This window comes from Klenkia sp. AC732 (assembly GCF_979256525.1).
On record NZ_CEEDOS010000015.1, the window covers coordinates 55,416 to 72,454 of the forward strand.

Below are 17,039 nucleotides of genomic sequence, written 5' to 3' on the forward strand. Positions count from 1 at the left end.
CCCCAAGCCAGACGTCTGGCTCACCGACGATGCTCGAAGCACTGCCGGTGAGCCAGACGGGGATGTCAGGGCAGCAACCGGACCGGCATGTGCTCGAAGGCCACGAGACGGTCGGTCCGGACCTCCGTCGGGGAACTGACCAGCTCGATACCGGAGTACCGCTTGGCGACCTCGGTCAGCACGGCGTCGACCTCGGCCCGGGCCAGCATCTGCCCGGCGCAGGAGTGCACGCCCAGTCCGAAGGTGAGGTTGCGGCTCTCGTCCGGGGATCGGGTGTGGTCGAATTCGTGCGGAGCACTGAACACCGCAGGGTCACGGTTTGCTGCGCCGATGGGGAACTTGACGCAGGAGCCCGCGGGTACCGCGACACCGTGGATGTCGATGTCCTCGGTCGGGAAGCGGGTGATGATCAGTTCGACGGGGTTCAGGCGAGCGACCTCGTTGACGATGTTCTCCCGGCTGGCGGGTTCATCGCGGTAGACCTGCATGATGTCCGGACGCTCGGCGAACAGCTTGATCGCCGAACCGATCAGGTAGGCGGGATTCGGCCCGCCGGACATGTAGAGGATGACCGTGGTCTCGAGGACCTCCCGCCAGGTCAGCTCACCTCGGGCGTGCGCTGCAAGCAGGTCATCAGCCAGCCCGACGCCCGGCTCGGCCTGCTTCGCACGCAGGTGCTGTTCGGTCTCGGCGAACAGGTAGTCCAGCCCGGCCTGGCTGGTGGCGGCGATCTCGTGGCCGGGCGCGGTGGCGTTGATGAGCATGGCATCCCACAGCGCCCAGAAGATCCGCTCGACGTCGCCTTCGGGCATGTCCAGCATTCGGCACATCGTGATGTGGGTCGGGCTGACCCCGATGTCGAAGTGGGCGTCGACGACCTGGCCAGGCTCAAGTGCGTCGAGGAAGGCAGCGGTCAGCTCGCTGGTCGTCGCCGACCACTTGGCCGCGCTCTTGGGGGACAGCCAACGGTTGGTCAGCCGCCGCATCCGGGTGTGCAGCGGGGGGTCCAAGGACAGCACCGTGCTGTTGAAGATCTGCCACGGGTGACTCTCCGCCCACCCCGGCTCCACGATGCTCATGACCGGCAACCGCGCGGCGTGCATGGTGTCCCCGTGGCCGAGCACCACGAAGGTCCCGTCGCCTGTGCGGTGCACCGGGGCGATCTGGCGGGCCCGGTCGTACCAAGGGTGCGGGTCGGCCCGGAACGCCTCGTCGTTCCAGGGAAACAGGTCCTCGGTCGGGGGCGAGACGGTCATGGCAATCCTTCGGGAGTAGGAGCAGAGGTTGAAGCGGGAGGGCGGAGTCTCAGGCTGAGACGCCGAGCAGCGTGGTTGCCCACTCCTGGGCGAGATCGGTGGCCGGCTCGCCGGACGCGGCGTCGTGCTTGGCGGTCTCACCCAGCTGACGCGCCCCGAGCTCGACGAGGGTCGACCGCAGGGTGTCGATGCCGTTGTTGTAGGTCTCGTAGACGCTGTCACCCAAACCGAAAGCCCCGAACGACAAGCCGCTGAGGTCGGGCCGCTGCTCGACCAGCTGGTCATGGAAAGGGGCGGTGGTCTCGGGCAGGTCGCCCTCCCCGTAGGTCGAGGTGATGAACACAGCCCGCTCGATGTCAGCCAGGTCGGCGACGTCGATGTCGGCCATCTCGACGATGACGGTCTGCAGGCCCTGGCCCTGCAGGACCTCGGCGACGTCATCGGCGACCATCTCGGCGTTGCCTGACTCGGTGCCGTAGTAGATGTGGACGATGCTCATCGGTTGCTCCTCGGGTGGGTTGCTGGGCTGTCGGTGGTCGGGCGGACCAGATCGCCGATTCCGGCGGCGACAAGGAGCTCGTCCCGGCTGGTGAACTTCGTGCGACACCGATCAGGGGCCGCACGTTCGACCTCAGCCCGGTCGATGGACTGCCAGTCGGTGAACGAGGTCCGATCGGTCGGCAGTCGATCACCCAGTCCACCGAGACCCGGACGGGTCGCCGGTGGCACCGTCTCCAGGTACTCGGAGACGGCAAGGGCGGTGGCGATGGCCAGCTTGCGGTTCTCGGCGAGGTTTCCCAGTCGCCCGCTCATGCATCCACCTACGGAGAACATGTGGTCGGCATCCATGCTGGGCACGACGGGGTGCTCGGGTGCCAGGTCGAAGCCGATGGCCGAGACGACAGTGTCGACGGTCAGGTTGTGCTCGGTCTCCTCATCGGTGCTGGTGACCACCACAGCACGGCCATCTGCGGACTCGATGCGGCGCAGGCGTTGACGGAAGCGGACATCGATGACGACGGTGTCCTCGGGCAGGTCGGCACCCCGGGCGACGGCCCCGTCAGGGTGGGGCACGCCGTCGACACGCAGGTCGACGGCGGAGACGTGGGCCAGCTCCTTGACCATCGAGGGGTCCCACCTGGCCTGGTCGGGGGTGCTGCGGCCGAGGATGTGGATGGTGCGTACACCTCGCCGGACGAGGCCGTCCCGCGCGTCGTCGTTGATGTCGGACCCGGAGAGCTCTGCTGCAGACTTGGTGAGCAGGCGGGCCAGATCGGCGGCCACGTTCCCGGTGCCCACGATGGCGATGTGCTGACCGAGGTCGGGAACGCCGGTCCTGCGTGCAGGGACGTCTGGGTCGGAGTTGATCAACCGCAGCAGAGCGCCGGAACCGAGGACGGTTGCCCCCGGATCTTGGGGCACACCCAGAGGCCGATCGGCCGGCAGCCCGGTGGCCACGACCACCGCGTCGAAGGTCTCGGTGAGGTCGTTCCAGCTGAGGGGGCCGTCGTCGTGGATACGGACGTTGCCGGCGAAGTGGACGTCGGGCTGCCCGAACAGCCTGTCGAACTGCCGGTGGACACCCTTGGCGCCCTGGTGATCGGGTGCGATTCCGTACCGGATCAGTCCGTACGGGGTCGGCAGGGAGTCGAAGACGACCACTTCGACGTCGGGCTGCTTCTTGCGCAGCGCCAGGGCGGTGAAGCAACCGGAAGGTCCGCATCCGACGACGGCCACCCGGTGCGCCGGGGTTCGCCGGGAAGCGGTCGACCCTTGATCGGGACGGCATGCGGTCATCGAGTGGTGTCTCCTTCCGGATCAGTGTTGTCGGGGCCTGCGGTCACGTGCCACGAGTTCGGCGCACTGGCACGTGACCGCAGGGATCAGTGGGTCAGCGGACGGTGTTGCGCACGGAGCCCACGTGTTGCACGCGGACCTCCACGGTGCTGCCGGGGGCCAACCACCGGGGCGGTGTGCGCTTGGATCCGATGCCCTCGGGGGTGCCGGTGGCGATGATGTCGCCGGGGGACAGCTCGAGGAACTGGGACACGTAGGACACGATCGCTGCGACGGAGAAGATCATCCGAGCCGTGGTCGAGGACTGCATCTGCTCGCCGTCGACCCAGGTGGATACCTGCAGGTTCTGCACATCGCCGACCTCATCGAGGGTGACCAGGGCAGGTCCGCAGGGAGTCGAGCCGTCCACGGCCTTGCCGGGCAGCCACTGGGTGCCGTTGTACTGCAGATCCCGGGCCGTCAGGTCGTTCACGACGGTCAACCCGGCCACATGGTCCAGCGCCTGCTCCTCGGTGACCCGACGACACCGCCGGCCGATGACCACGCCGACCTCGCCCTCGAAGTCCAACTTGTCCGACACGCTGGAGCAGGCGATGTCGTCGGCAGGTCCGATCAGGGTGCTGGCGAACTTGGCGAAGACGTCGGGGTGCGTGGGGAGCGCTCGTCCGGTCTCCCCGACGTGGTCGGCGTAGTTCAACCCGATGCACAGCACCTTGGCCGGGTCGGTGACGGGCGGACCGAGGTGCACCTCGTCGACGGAGCCCACAGCCGTGGGCGAGCCGGCAGCCAACTGCTGGTCGACTGCGGCGCTCAGCTCGGGCAGCTGGTCACCGAACCTGTCCAGAACGGTGCGCACCGTCAGCGCGGTCGCGTCGTCCACGCCGTAGGTGGTGCCGCGCAGGAGTCGGGCGAGGTCGTACACCGAGTCCTCGACCAAGATTCCGGCCTGGTGGGCGTTGGCGCCGCGGGCGTAGCTGACCAGCTTCATCGGATCCCCCGCAGGTCGTGGTGCACGGCGGGCTGGTGGGCAATCACAGGAAACGCACCAGCTTCTTGTTCGCGAACTCGTCGAGCCCGAAGCGCCCCAGCTCGCGACCCATGCCCGAGGCCTTGACGCCGCCGAAGGGCATGTTGGGCAGGCTGCGGGTGGGGCCGTTGATGCCGACCATGCCTGCCTCGAGGCGGCTCGCGACCTGGTCGCCGAGCTCGAGGTCGCGGGTGAACACCGCTGAGCCCAAGCCGAAGCGGGAGTCGTTGGCCAGCTCGACAGCCTCGGACACGGAGTCGACGCGGTAGAGGACGGCGACCGGCCCGAAGATCTCCTCGGCGTAGGCCCGCATCTGCGGGGTGACCCCGGTCAGCACGGTGGCGGGGTAGAAGGCGCCGGGGCCCTCGGGGACGACCCCGCCCAGGTGCAGCGTCGCGCCGTGGGCGACGGCGTCCTCGACCTGCTCGGCGACCTCGCGGCGGCCGGACTCCGACGCCATCGGGCCCATCTTGGTGGTGGGGTCGACCGGGTCCCCGGTGGTCCACTTGCCGGCGCGCTCCAGGAAGGCGGCCAGGAACTCGTCCCACACGTCGGTGTGCACGATGATCCGCTTGGCCGAGGTGCAGGACTGGCCGGCGTTGGCGAAGCGGTTGGCGTCCGCGGCGGTCACCGCGGTCTCCAGGTCGGCATCGGCCAACACCAAGTAGGGGTCGGACCCGCCCAGCTCCAGGACGACCTTCTTCAGGTGCCGGCCGGCCTGCTCGGCGACGGCCCGCCCAGCTTCCTCCGAACCGGTCAACGACACCCCGTGGACACGGTCGTCGGCGATAATGTCGTTGACCTGCCCGGCCGGGATGACCAGGTTCTCGTAGAGGCCTTCCAGTGCGCCCGCGTCGGCGGCGATCTGCGCCAGCGCGAGGCTGGTCTGCACGCAAGAGCGGGCGTGCTTGAGCAGCACCGGATTGCCCAGGATCAAGCTGGGGGCCACGAACCGAGCCACCTGGTACAGCGGGAAGTTCCACGGCATGACCCCGAGCAGCGGGCCGATGGCGCTGGTGCGGACCAGGGCTCGACCGCCGCCGGCGATGTCGAGCTCCTCGTCGGCCAGCAGCGTCGGACCCTGCTGGGCGTAGTAGTCAAAGATGGTGGCCGACAGCTCCACTTCGCCCTCGGCCTGGGCCAGTGGTTTGCCCATCTCGGTGGCCACGAGGCGGGCGAGCTCGCTCTTGCGCTCACGGTGCAGCTGCGCGATGCGGGTCAGCACCTTGCCGCGGTCGGCGAGGGATGTCTCGCCCCAGGTCGTGTAGGCCTGGGTGGCGCGAGCCAGAGCGGCGTCGACCTGGTCGGCGGTCATGAGTTCGTGCTCGGCGATCGGGTCGCCGGTCAGTGGGCTGATCGTCTGGAAGGTGGGCATCGGTGACCTCCGGGGGATCGGTGTTGGGGAATCAGTGCGCGGCAGGGGCGGAGGTGCGGTAGCTGGGAAAGCCTTGGGTGGACTCCTGGTCGGAGATCTCCAGGTATTTGTCCAGGCCGCCGACGTAGAAGTTGGCCGTCTTGGGCTTGCGCTTGCCCGGGATGTTCGCGCCGAAGATCCAGGACTCGGTCTCCAGGAACAGGGAGCCCTCCAGCGCCTCGAGGCAGGTGGTGAGCCAGGCGTCCTCGTCCTCGGGCCGCAGCTCGATAGTGGCGCCGGGCTCGTCCTTCACCGAGGCGATCGCCCGGGCGATCCACCGGCCCTGCACGCCGATGGCGACCGGGTTGTTCACGAATGGGCCGTTGGGGCCCAGGACCATGAACATGTTCGGGAAGCCGGCGACGGTGACGCCCAGATGGCTGCGGGGCCCGTCGGCCCAGTGGTCGGCCAGGGCCTCGCTGTTTCGGCCGCGGATGTCTACGCCGCGGTAGCTGCCGTCCACGGCGTCGAACCCGGTGGCCATCACCAGCACGTCCAGCTCGTGTAGCTCGCCGTCGGCCGTGCGGACGCCCTCGGCGACGAAGGTCTCGATGGGGTTCTCTCGCGTGAAGACCAGGTCCACGTTGGGCTGGTTGAAGATCTCGAAGTAGCCCGAGTCGCAGATCGGGCGGCGGGCGAAGATCTCGGTCGGGGTGAGCTTGCGGGCCGTGTCGGGGTCCTTGACGATCGAGGCGATCTTGCGGTGGATGAAGTCCGCGGCCGCCGCGTTCGCGGCCCGGTCGCTGGTCATGTCGGCAAAGGTCTCGGCGGTGAAGGTGTAGTTCCCGCCCTTTTGCCAGGCCCACTCATAGATTGCCTCGCGCTCCTCGTCGGAGACGTCGAAGGTCTTGCGGGTGGTCTCGTCGACGCCGAACCCGATCTTGCTGGTGGTGAACTCCGACCAACGGTCCTCGATGTCGGTCCTGAACGAGGCCATCTCTTCCGGCGTCCAGGCGCGGTTGCCGGCCGGGACGGTGTACTGCGCGGTGCGCTGGAAGGAGGTCAGGTGGCCCACGACCTTGGCCAGCTCGGTCATCAGCTGTACGCCGGTGGAGCCGTTGCCGATGACCCCGACGCGCTTGCCGGCCAGCTCGAGGTCGGCCGGCCAGTCGCTGGTGTGCACGACGCGTCCGGCGAAGTCCCCAATTCCAGGGAAGTCGGGCACGTTCTTGTTCGACAGCAGCCCCAGAGCGGTGACCAGGAACCGGGCGCGGTAGACGCCCTTGTCCGTCTGGACCACCCAGGTGCTGTTCTCCTCGTCGAAGACCGCGCTCAGCAGCGAGGTCTCAAGCCGGAGGCGGGCGCGCAGACCCCACAGGTCGACGGCGTCCTCGAGGTACTTCTGGATATCCGGGCCGGGCACGTAGCGGGTGGTCCAGCCGGGGTTGGTGGCATCGAAGAGCTCGCGTTCGAACGGGAGCTGGTACATGTAGCTCTGAGTGTCAGACAACGCCCCGGGGTAGCGGTTGGCGTACCAGGTGCCGCCGACGGCTGGTGCCCTATCGATGAGCACGGCATCCAGCCCGAGGTCGGCAGTCAGTCTGCGGAGGGCGGTGAGCCCCCCCATCCCAGCTCCCACGACAAGTGCGTCCACCTCGGTCAGCGTGTCGTTCACAGAAATCTCCCACCTTTTTGGGTGACGGTAGAAAAAGTGTTTCTCCCCGCCCTGACAAGCGTGGCCAACGATTCGTTCGCCAGCGTGGTCCTAACGCATGTTAGGCAGATTTCGGCAGTGTGATCTAGGGGATATTCATGCGATCCGTCCACTAAACTGTTCCTGCTGGAGCAACAGTTACAGGTGGGTGGTTTCGCCCGGTCCGGTGTCCACCTGTCGACGGATCTCATCCAGCGCCACCTGAACCGCCGGTGTCAGTCCGGTCCGCCGCCAGATGACTCGTAGGTGGACGTCGGGCAAGGGTGCGACATCGGCCGGCGCCAGGGGGACGAAGGTGACATCGGGCCCTTGGTGCCGTTCGGCAGCGGAGGCCAGTGCCAGGTGGCAGCCCACGCCGGCCCCGACCAGTGCGATACAGGAGGCCGTATCGGGGGCGAACTGCACGTTGTCCACCGCAGCCCCGGCGGAGAAGCCGAGGCGCCATAACCGGTCCGTGGTGATGGAGCCTGTCGCGTAGGGCAGCGAGACGAACGGCTCCCGGGCGACCCGCGCGAAGCGCAGGGCGGGTTCACCGGCAAGTCGATGGGTTGCGGGCAAGGCCAAGACCAGGCTGTCGGGCATGACCACCTCGCCGGCGATGCCGGGCGGAAGCTGGTCGAACCGGCCCAGGGCGATGTCAGTGCGCCCTTCGACGATGTTGGCCAGCGCCGGCCTGGAGATGACTTGGCTGGTCAGCTCGAGCCTCACCTGCGGGTGTCGGTCGCGCATGTGACGGGCCAGCGCCGCCAGGACCCGATGGGCTGCCACACCGGAGAACTCCACCCGCGCCACACCGGTTTCGCCTCGCCGGACGCTCTCGGCGGTTTCAGCGACCCGGCGCAACGCCGCGACCGCTTCGCGGGCTGGCTCCAGCAGGGCCCGGCCCAGCGGGGTCAGAGCGACCGAGCGGGTGTTGCGATCGAAGAGGCGGTCGCCGAGCTCGTTCTCCAAGCCGCTGATGGTTCGGCTGAGCGGCGCCTGGGCCATGTAGAGCTGGTCGGCGGCTCGACCGAAGTGCAGATGCTCGGCCACAGCAAGGTATGCCTGCAGATGACGGACGTCCATGAGGACCCTCTCAGAGGTGACTACCGGCACACCCTACCCGAACAAGTGTTAGTTAGGGAACCCTGTGGAGGTACCGCCGCCGTTGCCCACCAGGCGCCGAGGAGCGGACCACCGAACCCAACTGATCCTCGATCAGCACCACAGTGACGCCATTCCGGAAAGAGACGGATTGGCCCGAGGTATCGCTGTTCTCGCTCGGTAGCGTCGGAATTCATCGGTCCCGCCGTGACGGTGACCGTCGAATTCCGACACCTGGGCAGAAGGACGAGTCATGAATTCTGAGACCGCACTAGGCAGTGGTTCGACCGTGACCGGGGGGACGCTCCTGGTGGCTCCCCACCAGTTCCCACACCTGGAACGGGAGGTTGCGCTCGCCGAGGAATTCGGGCTCGAGCTGGTCGCCGCTGAGGACAAGACCGCGTTTCGCGCCGGCATGTCGGAGGCCGCGTTGGTCTTGGTCACTCCTTATGCCAGGGTGGAGCCCGAGGACTTCGCGGCGATGAAGCGTTGCCTGGCGGTGGTTCGCTACGGCATCGGCTACGACAACATCGACGTAGCGGCAGCAGCGACCGCGGGCATCCCGGTGTCCATCGTCCCGGACGGGTCGACAGAGGAAGTTGCCTCGCACGCGCTGGCGCTGGGGCTGTCGCTGGTTCGTCGGGTCCCCGCCGGATCTGCGGCCATCGCCGGTGGGGCATGGGTCGGGAAGATCGCCTACGACGCGCCTCGATTCACCGATCTCGACGTCGGCATCATCGGCTTGGGCCGCATCGGTCGTCAGGTGGCTGACTGGTACTCCGCCTTGGGCGCGACGGTCAAGGTGCACGACCCCTTCATCGAATCCGACCGCAGCTACGCCGTGGTCCCGCTGGAGGATGCGCTGGTGACTTCTGACGTTGTCTCCCTGCACGTCCCCCTGTCCGACCAGACCCGCAACATGATCTCCGCCGACGTGCTCCAGCGGATGCGACCGGGTGCGGTTCTGGTCAACGTCTCGCGAGGGGGCCTGGTGGACGAAGAGGCCCTCGCGGCAGCCTTGACCGCAGGACAGATCGCCGGCGCCGCTCTGGACACCTTTGCCACCGAGCCTGTCTCTGCGGACAACCCGCTGCGGCAGGCACCCAACGCGATCTTGACCCCGCACATGGCTTGGCGCTCGAACCGTGCGGTTGAGGCCGTCCAGCAGGGCGTCATCGACCGTTGTCGCCTCGTGCTGACCGGTCAGCCTCTCATCGACCGAGTCGCCTGAGGAAGGCGCATCACCCGGGTCGTCACTGCGCCGTCCGGGACAACCGGCCGGCGGCTACTTCTCCCAGCCAGTCAGTATCCTTGAACAGGACGGCGCTCGCCATGATGTACGACGGCACTGCCGGCTCAGCCACCGATGTCCGGATGCCTCCCCAAGTCGCACTGCACGTGGTGCGCCGGCCTGACCGAATCGGAGGGGTGCGTGTGGCCACTCCCTCTCTGAGGCAAGCACTCCAGCACTTCCGGGCTCGACTGCAGCAGTACGACTGGTCGACGCAGACCGACTCCCGCCGTCGGATCCTGGAGGTCTACCTTCAGCTGGCTCTGGTGAAGGGCTTTAACGGCGTCACCATGCGGATGATCGCCAGCGAGCTGCGCATCAAGGCCCCCAGCCTCTACGCGCACTTCCCCCAGGGACGAGATGAGATCGTCTCGGAGTCGATGCGCTGGCATTTCCACAAGTTCGGGGACGCCGTCCTGACCGAGCTGGCCCAGGTCGCCACCCCTGATGACGCGTGGACCGCGCTAGTGCGCGTGCACGTCAGCAGGCAGTTGCAACTGCCGGAAAGCAACCTGTGGGACCTGCTCATCGCCACCGACCGCATGGTCGGGCTGCTACCACCGGAGGTCAGCCGCGAGGCCGATGAGTTGGTCGGCCACTACGAGCAGGTCTGTCTGGCTGCTGCGGTCGAGATGGGCTACACCGAAGCCGACCACGGGCTAGCGGTGGTCATGACCCTGCTGGAAGGGGCGACCCGCTGGTGCGGAACGGTGACTGACCCCCTCCAGCTCGCCACCCATGTGCGACGGGCTGATGAACTGAGCCGCGCCATGCTGGCTCTGACCGCCACCTGGGGCCCAATCGCCCACGAGCAGGTCGGGTAGCGAACCCCCACCCGCGAACTCCCGCTCCCGCCGAGAGCGGTTCACAGCCGTGCCCATTATCGGCGGCACCTGCACGTTCCGTTTGTGGCTCCGGCCCCATCTCTCCAGGAGAGACCCATGCCCCGTTCTACACTGGACGCTCGGCGCCCTGCCGACCGATTCGCCGACGACCCCGCCTTCGCGGTGCACGAGGGCGGCAAGCTCTCGGTGCGCACCAAGGGCCCGATCACGTCGATCGCCGACCTCGCGCTGACCTACACGCCGGGGGTGGCCCGGGTGTCCAGCGCCATCGCCGCGGAGCCCGAGCTGGCCCGGCGCTTCACCTGGGCGCCCCGGGTGGTCGCGGTGGTCTCCGACGGGACGGCGGTGCTCGGCCTCGGTGACATCGGCCCGGCTGCCGCCCTGCCGGTGATGGAGGGCAAGGCCTGCCTGTTCCGCGAGTTCGCCGACCTGGACAGCGTGCCGATCGTACTGTCCACCACCGACGTCGACCAGATCGTGGCGACCGTCCTGGCCATCGCGCCGTCCTTCGGCGGGATCAACCTCGAGGACATCAGCGCGCCGCGGTGCTTCGAGGTCGAGGCCCGGCTCAAAGAGCAGCTGTCCATCCCGGTCATGCACGACGACCAGCACGGCACGGCGATCGTCGTGCTGGCCGCGCTGCGGAACGCCGCGAAGGTGACCGGCCGCCAGCTGTCGGACCTGCGGGTCGTGGTCTCCGGCGCCGGCGCGGCCGGGGTGGCCTGCACCAAGATCCTGCTCGAGGCCGGCGTGGGCGAGATCGCCGTCGCCGACTCGCGGGGCCTGCTGCACGCCGGCCGCGAGGGCCTCACGGGCACCAAGCAGTGGCTGGTCGAGCACACCAACTCGAGTGGTCGGTCCGGCACGATGGTCGAGGCCCTCGCGGGCGCCGACGTCTACCTCGGGCTGTCGGGCGGTTCGGTGGCCGAGGAGGCGATCGCGGCCATGGCACCGGGCTGCATCGTGTTCTCCCTGGCCAACCCCACGCCCGAGGTCGACCCGCAGATGGCCGCGAAGTACGCCGCGGTGGTGGCCACCGGGCGCAGCGACCTGGCCAACCAGATCAACAACGTGCTGGCGTTCCCGGGCGTCTTCCGCGGCGCCATCGACGCCGGGGCCACCGCGATCACCGAGGGCATGAAGCTGGCCGCGGCCACCGCGATCGCCGACGTCGTGGGCGACGAGGTCCGGCCCGACTACATCGTGCCCTCGCCGCTGGACCGTCGCGTCGCCGAGGCCGTGGCCACCGCGGTCGCCGCCGCCGCCCGGGCCGAGGGCGTACTGCGACGGCCGTGAGCTCGAGTTTCGGGGGCGCCGACGTCCTGCGCCGGCGGGCGGCGGTATCAGCCCTGTACTTCCTGCCCGGCGTGGCAATGGCCACGTGGGTGGTTCGCACCCCCACCGTCCGGGACGCCCTGGATGCCTCCATCGGGGAGATGGGCTGGGTGCTGGCGGGCCTGTCGGGGGGCTCCATGGCCGGAATCCTCGCCTCCGGCCGCCTCGTCGCCCGGTTCGGTGCACGCCGGATCATCGCGGGGGGCACCGCGGCGGTGCTGGCCGGGCTTGTGCTGGTCGGGGTAGGTACCGGGCTGGGGTCGGCAGTAGTTGTCACGGCGGGCCTCGCCGTGCTCGGTGCCGGGATAGGTGGCGGAGACGTAGCGATGAACGTGGAAGGTGCGGCCATCGAGCACCTGAGCGGCCGACCGTTCCTCCCGGTACTGCACGGGTGGTTCAGCTTCGGCACCGTGGTCGGAGCGGTCATCGGCCTCGGGGCGGCGGCGCTAGGCCTCCCCATGGTCTGGCACGCGCTCGGACTGGCGGTTGTCGGCGTGGCCGGAGCGGTGGCGGTGATCGACTGGGTGTCCGCGGAGTCCGGCCGACGGCCAGCGGGTGCCCAGGTCGAGCAGCGGAGGGCATCCGGGGTCCGGCGCTGGCGGGATCGTCGGTTGCTCGTCGTCTGCATCTGCGTCATCGGGGTCGCCCTGGCCGAGGGAGCGGCGAACGACTGGCTGCCGTTGCTGGTCATCGACGGCCACGGCTTCCCCGATGCCTGGGGCTCAGGCGTCTACGTCATCTTCGCCGCCGCCATGGCCACGGGGCGCTTCGGCGGTGGATGGGTCGTGAACCGGGTGGGGCCCGCCCGCGCCTTGGTGCTCAGCGGGCTGACCGCTGCGACGGGCGTAGCGCTCGTCGTGCTCGTCGACCAGGACGCGATCGTCGTGGGCGCGGTAGTGCTCTGGGGGCTGGGCTCGGCGCTCGGCTTCCCAGTCGTGCTGTCGGCCGCAGGCCGTACCGGGCCCGACTTCGCCGCACGGGTCGCGGCGGTGTCCACGGTCGGCTTCACCGCGTTCCTCGTCGGACCTCCGGTGCTGGGGCTGGTCGGGGAGGACAGTGGGTTGCGGGCCGCCATGTTGGTGCCGCTCGCGTTCATCTTGGTCTCCACGGCGCTGGCCCCGGCGCTCACCCGGGTCGCCCCCATGTCGGCGGGGCGAGGCGTGGCGGCGGACCGGGACCCGTCCTCGGACTGGCCGCGGCTGTGCAGATCGTGCGCCACGATGAACGAACCCCGCCGACGTCGGTGCCGGGACTGCAGGACCAGGCGGGAGTCCGTCGGTGGCAGGTGACAGCGGCCGGCTCGTCAGCGGGGTTGCCGCGCGTCGCCGCGCAGGGCCGTGGCGGCCACGAGCTCGGCGACCGGGGTGCCCAGCGGGGCGTGGCGGATCGCAGCCCACAGCCCGGTCGCAGCGTCCGGCCCAGCGCAGTCGGCGAATTTTGCCGCAAGCTCGGCCTCGGTCATCGGGTTGGCGTTCTTCCCGCGTGCCACATCAGCGACCACCTCCACGCGACGTCCCGAGACGGTGGTGACCTCCACCGCTGTCGGGAACTGCGGCTGGTCCCGCAGACGATCGTCGACGTGCACCTCGACCCGGGACATCAAGGTCCGCACGGCGGGGTCGGTTACGGCGGCGTCGGTGAAGTCGGCGATCCCCAGCGCGCCACGAACCAGGGCGGCCGCCACCGTGTAGGTGGCGCTGAAGCGCGCCTCGTTCCCGGTCTGCGGGTCGGCGTAGATCAGCAGGCGCGGCGCCTGCCCACTGATGCCCACCCTGATTCGAGCAATGTCCTCATCGACCAGTTCGCGGACGGCCACGGCGGCGTCGATGCCGGTGTGGGTGGCGCCGCACGAGGGGAAGGGCTTGATGGCCAGCCCATACGGCGCCATCAGAGACCAGTCGCTGCCCAGCCGCGACGTGGTGGCGGCCAGGTCGGAGACCCCACCTGTGAACGCCGCCGCGAAGCCGATGGGGCTTTCCAGCGCCGCGTCGTTGGCGTCGAAACCGCGGGCGGCCAGAAGGGTCGCTTGGACGGCGGACGCGGCGGCAGCGCCGGCGTTCAGGGGCTTGGTCATGGTGCCGAAATTGGTACGCAACCCGGCGGCACGCGAGGCCGCAATCCCGAGTGCGTGCCGTATGCCCCGGTCGTCCAGACCGTGGATGCGAGCCGCGGCGGCCGCCGCGCCGATCGTGCCGATGACCCCGGTGGAGTGGAACCCCTCGCTGAGTTCAAGGGCACCCCCGAGAGCGGCGTCGAGCTCGAAGCCGACGACGTAGGCGGTGAGCGCCAGTTCGACGTCGGCTCCCGACGGTTCGCCGATCGCGAGCACCGCCGGCACGATGGAGCAGCTGGGGTGCCCGTACAGCGGGTGGTTCGTGTCATCGAAGTCCATCGCGTGGGCGCACACGCCGTTCGCGAGGGCCGCGGATTCACGTGAAGTGCCGCCGCCGCCGAGGATTCCCGCGACCGGTCGCGCGCCCTGTTCCAGCACGTGGTCGACAATGAGTTTCCCCACCTGCTGACGGCGTCCAGCCAGAGTTACGCCGACGAGGTCGGCGACGGCTTGACGGGCCCGGTGCACGGCCAGCTCGGGCACGTCGGACAAGGTGAGGTCGCGGACGAACGCGGCGACCTCACCGGTGACAAGCTGCCCGGTGCGTCTTGCGACGGTCATTGTTCTGCTCCCCTCGACGTAAACGGCGGCGAGGGCCCGAAGCCGGGCACCCGCCGCCGTGGTTCTGCTACGTGTGACCTGACTGCCCTCCGGTCGGCGGGCAGTCAGGTCACAGGGACTCGCGACCGATGCGCTGGTACACGTCGGGACGGCGGGTCCGCAGGACCCGGGCCAGCACGACTCCGCCGATGAACAGCGCGAAGGTGAACACCAGGAAGGTCGTGGTCAGGGCACCGGTGTCCCCGATCAGGTCGGAATAGTTGACGATCGCCAGGTAGGCGATGACAGCAAGGCCGACCGCGGCCAGCAGCGGGGCGATGGCCGTGGACCACACAGACGCGTCCTCGCGACCGTTGCGGCGGAAGTAGACGAACACCGCGATGCTGGTCGCCACCAGCAGGAGAAGCACTGCAAAGGTGCCCACACCACTTGCCTTGGCGTACAGCAGGTCAGGCGAGGTGCCGGCCAGCGCGAAGATCGCGATCAGAACGGCGTACAGGATGCCGATGACACTTGCGGACACGAACGGTGAGCCGTGTCGGGGGTGAACCCGGCCCAACTTGGCGGGGAGCACGCCGTCGGTCCCGAGCGAGTACAGGTAGCGCGATGCCACGTTCTGGATCGAAAGCATCGAAGCCATGATCGAGGTCAGGAACAGCACCGTGATGATGTCGACCGCCGTCTTGCCGATCATGGTGGTGAGGGCGCTGTTGAAGATGCCAGCCGTGTCGGCCTCGGCGGCCCCCTGGACATCGTTGGCCCCGAAGAAGGCGATGTAGGCCCACGCGGCGACGGCGTAGAAGACGCCGATGCTGCTCACAGCAATCATCGTGGCTCGGGGGATGGTGCGCCGGGGGTCCTTGACCTCTTCGCGGTAAATCACCGTGGCCTCGAAGCCGAAGAAGTTGCTCAGCACGAAAAGCAGCGCCAGCCCGATGTTCGGGTCCGTCACCCACGGCAGGGACAGAACGGCCCCGCCTGAGTCGGCCCCGTTCCCGCTGGCGAACGACGCCACATCGAAGATGATCACGACGATGACCTCGAGCAACATCACCACCGTCAGAACCCGCGCAGAGAGATCGATGCGCCGATAGGCCAGGGCAGTCACCAGGGCGACGATGGCCAGGGCCAGCCAGTACCAGGGGATGGTGGGGCCCCCGAGGTCGACGATGTAGCTCTGCAGCGTGACGGCGAAGAGAGCAGGGGCGAAGAAGCCGGTCGCGGCGTAGCCGAAGGTGGCCAGGAACGCTCCACCCAGTCCGGCCGACTTGCCCAAACCAGCCGTCACGAAGGAGTAAAACCCACCGGGGTTCTCCACCCGGCGACCCATCTGGATGAAGCCGATGGAGAACAGGACCAGAAGGACGGTGGCGAGCAGGTAGATGGCCGGGCCGGTGGTGCTGCTGAACAGCAGGAGGACGGGGATGAATCCGGCCACAGTGGTCAGGGGGGCCGAGAAGGCGAGGACGCTCATGACGAGTTCGCCCACACCCATGTTGCCCTTGAGGGTCTGCCGCCCCTCCGAGCGATCCGTCGAGGCTCCCGCGCCGGGGCTACCCGTGATGTCCGCTGCCATGTCCAGTCCTCCTGATCGACCCCGAGTGAGTCACCGAGGTGTGCGACGTCCCTGCATGGCGCTTGAGCCGCCGAAAAGCGCTCGATCGCGCAATTCCCAGCAGGTTGCTCGCGGACGCTACCGGTCAATGACCGAGTATTGCTGATCACATTCTTGCGTTTGCAAGGGACCAGTATTGCCGGAGAAGCAATGGCGACCCGGCCACGGCGGTACCCGGGTCGAGCAACCGCACCGACGGGCGATCAGTGCGGTCACGTCGTTCTCGAGCAGACGCAACGTGGGCGAAACGCCCTGTTCACAGCGCGGGTTTGGGGAACCTCGCCAGTCGGCAACATGGACGACGTCCGAGGCAGAGCACTGGCACAAAATCGATGGACGTCCTCCATCTGTTCCCCTGGGAGGCGGGGAATGAACAATCATCAGCGTATGGGATTAAAGCGATCAAAACTCGATCAGCAGTTCCGACGAAGGTGCGCAGCGCGACTGGCGACGCCCGCTTTCGGATCAATATGAGTACCAACGATGCGCCGGCGAGCGTCATCCGACGACGAGTTCTGCGTCCGGCCAGAATGATGAATTGCCATCCGCGCGGCAGCACCGACCTCGCTGAACACACCCAAGGCTCGCGAGTCCCAGGACGACAGCAGTGGGGGAGCGGAGGCGACGGCGCCTGAGCAGCAGCCGGCCAGCCGCCCCGCGCTCGAACACCCCGCCCGACCACCAGCACCGCATCGCCGGTGCCGTGGCTGGTCATCCTGCAGCTGCCCAACAGCACCGCCGACCGTCTCCGGGACACCGCCCGCCAGCGGGGTGTCACCTACGAGGAACTGGCGCTGGACGCCGTCGAGGCGACCGCAGACCAACTCGCTGCCCAGCGACCCGAAACCGCGCCGAAGGCCTGTTCGCCGGCGAGCGGGTCGCCACCCAGGTTCGCCCCGGAGGTCGTCGGAAGGTGTCCATCAAGCTCACCGAGACCAGCATCGACCCCCTCGACGACCTGGCCACCCAGCACGGCGCCTGCTCCCGCAGTGAACTCGTGGCAACCGCCCTCAACGCCCATCTAGCCGACTAGATCATCTCTCAGCTC

Annotated in this window: 14 protein-coding genes; 5 read left to right on the top strand and 9 right to left on the bottom strand. The window is 68.5% G+C overall.

What is annotated here, in order from left to right; translation table 11 throughout:
- Nucleotides 1–65: 65 nt before the first annotated feature.
- The 7 genes from AC0IVP_RS09270 to AC0IVP_RS09300 form a co-directional block, all read right to left on the bottom strand.
- Nucleotides 66–1,256, bottom strand: coding sequence for a cytochrome P450 (locus tag AC0IVP_RS09270; protein ID WP_056298365.1), 1,191 nt, complete (start codon nt 1,254–1,256; stop codon nt 66–68).
- Nucleotides 1,257–1,305: 49 nt separating this feature from the next.
- Nucleotides 1,306–1,755 (bottom strand): flavodoxin domain-containing protein, encoded by a 450-nt coding sequence (locus AC0IVP_RS09275; RefSeq protein WP_471756121.1) that lies wholly within the window; start codon nt 1,753–1,755, stop codon nt 1,306–1,308.
- Nucleotides 1,752–2,993: an FAD-dependent oxidoreductase gene (locus AC0IVP_RS09280; protein WP_471756123.1), complete on the bottom strand. Its 1,242-nt coding sequence runs from the start codon at nt 2,991–2,993 to the stop codon at nt 1,752–1,754. The genes AC0IVP_RS09275 and AC0IVP_RS09280 overlap by 4 nt, the downstream gene beginning before the upstream one ends.
- 154 nt (nt 2,994–3,147) lie before the next feature.
- A complete protein-coding gene (locus AC0IVP_RS09285) occupies nt 3,148–4,041 on the bottom strand; it encodes a fumarylacetoacetate hydrolase family protein (protein WP_056298375.1) in 894 nt (297 codons plus the stop codon).
- Between the two features lie 43 nt (nt 4,042–4,084).
- Nucleotides 4,085–5,455 carry an NAD-dependent succinate-semialdehyde dehydrogenase gene (locus tag AC0IVP_RS09290; RefSeq protein ID WP_471756125.1) on the bottom strand — a complete coding sequence of 457 codons (1,371 nt, stop codon included), beginning with the start codon at nt 5,453–5,455 and terminating at the stop codon, nt 4,085–4,087.
- Between the two features lie 31 nt (nt 5,456–5,486).
- Nucleotides 5,487–7,109 carry a flavin-containing monooxygenase gene (locus AC0IVP_RS09295; RefSeq protein WP_471756127.1) on the bottom strand — a complete coding sequence of 541 codons (1,623 nt, stop codon included), beginning with the start codon at nt 7,107–7,109 and terminating at the stop codon, nt 5,487–5,489.
- A 177-nt stretch (nt 7,110–7,286) separates the two neighbouring features.
- On the bottom strand, nt 7,287–8,213 hold the full coding sequence (locus AC0IVP_RS09300; protein WP_471756129.1) for a LysR family transcriptional regulator: 927 nt from the start codon (nt 8,211–8,213) through the stop codon (nt 7,287–7,289).
- 271 nt (nt 8,214–8,484) lie between these two features.
- Here AC0IVP_RS09300 and AC0IVP_RS09305 point away from each other — a divergent pair, with 271 nt between their 5' ends.
- The 4 genes from AC0IVP_RS09305 to AC0IVP_RS09320 all read left to right on the top strand — a co-directional run bounded on the left by AC0IVP_RS09305 (nt 8,485) and on the right by AC0IVP_RS09320 (nt 12,991).
- Nucleotides 8,485–9,462 carry a C-terminal binding protein gene (locus AC0IVP_RS09305; protein WP_471756131.1) on the top strand — a complete coding sequence of 326 codons (978 nt, stop codon included), beginning with the start codon at nt 8,485–8,487 and terminating at the stop codon, nt 9,460–9,462.
- Nucleotides 9,463–9,605: 143 nt separating this feature from the next.
- Entirely contained in the window at nt 9,606–10,346 is a 741-nt protein-coding gene (locus AC0IVP_RS09310) for a TetR/AcrR family transcriptional regulator (protein WP_471756191.1), read from the top strand.
- Between the two features lie 117 nt (nt 10,347–10,463).
- Nucleotides 10,464–11,663 carry an NAD(P)-dependent malic enzyme gene (locus tag AC0IVP_RS09315; protein ID WP_471756133.1) on the top strand — a complete coding sequence of 400 codons (1,200 nt, stop codon included), beginning with the start codon at nt 10,464–10,466 and terminating at the stop codon, nt 11,661–11,663.
- The gene (locus AC0IVP_RS09320) at nt 11,660–12,991 is read left to right on the top strand and encodes an MFS transporter (protein WP_471756135.1); all 1,332 of its coding nucleotides are present in this window, start codon (nt 11,660–11,662) and stop codon (nt 12,989–12,991) included. Before AC0IVP_RS09315 ends, AC0IVP_RS09320 begins: the two co-directional genes overlap by 4 nt.
- A 14-nt stretch (nt 12,992–13,005) precedes the next feature.
- Here the strand turns inward: AC0IVP_RS09320 and AC0IVP_RS09325 are convergent, their stop codons facing one another.
- Both AC0IVP_RS09325 and AC0IVP_RS09330 read right to left on the bottom strand, forming a co-directional pair.
- Nucleotides 13,006–14,376: an MmgE/PrpD family protein gene (locus AC0IVP_RS09325; RefSeq protein WP_471756137.1), complete on the bottom strand. Its 1,371-nt coding sequence runs from the start codon at nt 14,374–14,376 to the stop codon at nt 13,006–13,008.
- Between the two features lie 109 nt (nt 14,377–14,485).
- Nucleotides 14,486–15,952 (bottom strand): APC family permease, encoded by a 1,467-nt coding sequence (locus tag AC0IVP_RS09330; protein WP_471756139.1) that lies wholly within the window; start codon nt 15,950–15,952, stop codon nt 14,486–14,488.
- Nucleotides 15,953–16,904: 952 nt separating this feature from the next.
- Between AC0IVP_RS09330 and AC0IVP_RS09335 the strand changes: the two genes are divergently transcribed.
- A complete protein-coding gene (locus AC0IVP_RS09335; RefSeq protein WP_235564899.1) occupies nt 16,905–17,024 on the top strand; it encodes a ribbon-helix-helix domain-containing protein in 120 nt (39 codons plus the stop codon).
- The last annotated feature ends 15 nt before the right edge of the window (nt 17,025–17,039 follow it).

Bases quoted from the DNA above. Each gene is read 5' to 3' on its own strand.
- AC0IVP_RS09270 (WP_056298365.1), bottom strand. From the start codon at position 1,256: ATGACCGTCTCGCCCCCGACCGAGGACCTGTTTCCCTGGAACGACGAG.
- AC0IVP_RS09275 (WP_471756121.1), bottom strand. From the start codon at position 1,755: ATGAGCATCGTCCACATCTACTACGGCACCGAGTCAGGCAACGCCGAG.
- AC0IVP_RS09285 (WP_056298375.1), bottom strand. From the start codon at position 4,041: ATGAAGCTGGTCAGCTACGCCCGCGGCGCCAACGCCCACCAGGCCGGA.
- AC0IVP_RS09290 (WP_471756125.1), bottom strand. From the start codon at position 5,455: ATGCCCACCTTCCAGACGATCAGCCCACTGACCGGCGACCCGATCGCC.
- AC0IVP_RS09300 (WP_471756129.1), bottom strand. From the start codon at position 8,213: ATGGACGTCCGTCATCTGCAGGCATACCTTGCTGTGGCCGAGCATCTG.
- AC0IVP_RS09305 (WP_471756131.1), top strand. From the start codon at position 8,485: ATGAATTCTGAGACCGCACTAGGCAGTGGTTCGACCGTGACCGGGGGG.
- AC0IVP_RS09310 (WP_471756191.1), top strand. From the start codon at position 9,606: ATGCCTCCCCAAGTCGCACTGCACGTGGTGCGCCGGCCTGACCGAATC.
- AC0IVP_RS09315 (WP_471756133.1), top strand. From the start codon at position 10,464: ATGCCCCGTTCTACACTGGACGCTCGGCGCCCTGCCGACCGATTCGCC.
- AC0IVP_RS09325 (WP_471756137.1), bottom strand. From the start codon at position 14,376: ATGACCGTCGCAAGACGCACCGGGCAGCTTGTCACCGGTGAGGTCGCC.
- AC0IVP_RS09330 (WP_471756139.1), bottom strand. From the start codon at position 15,952: ATGGCAGCGGACATCACGGGTAGCCCCGGCGCGGGAGCCTCGACGGAT.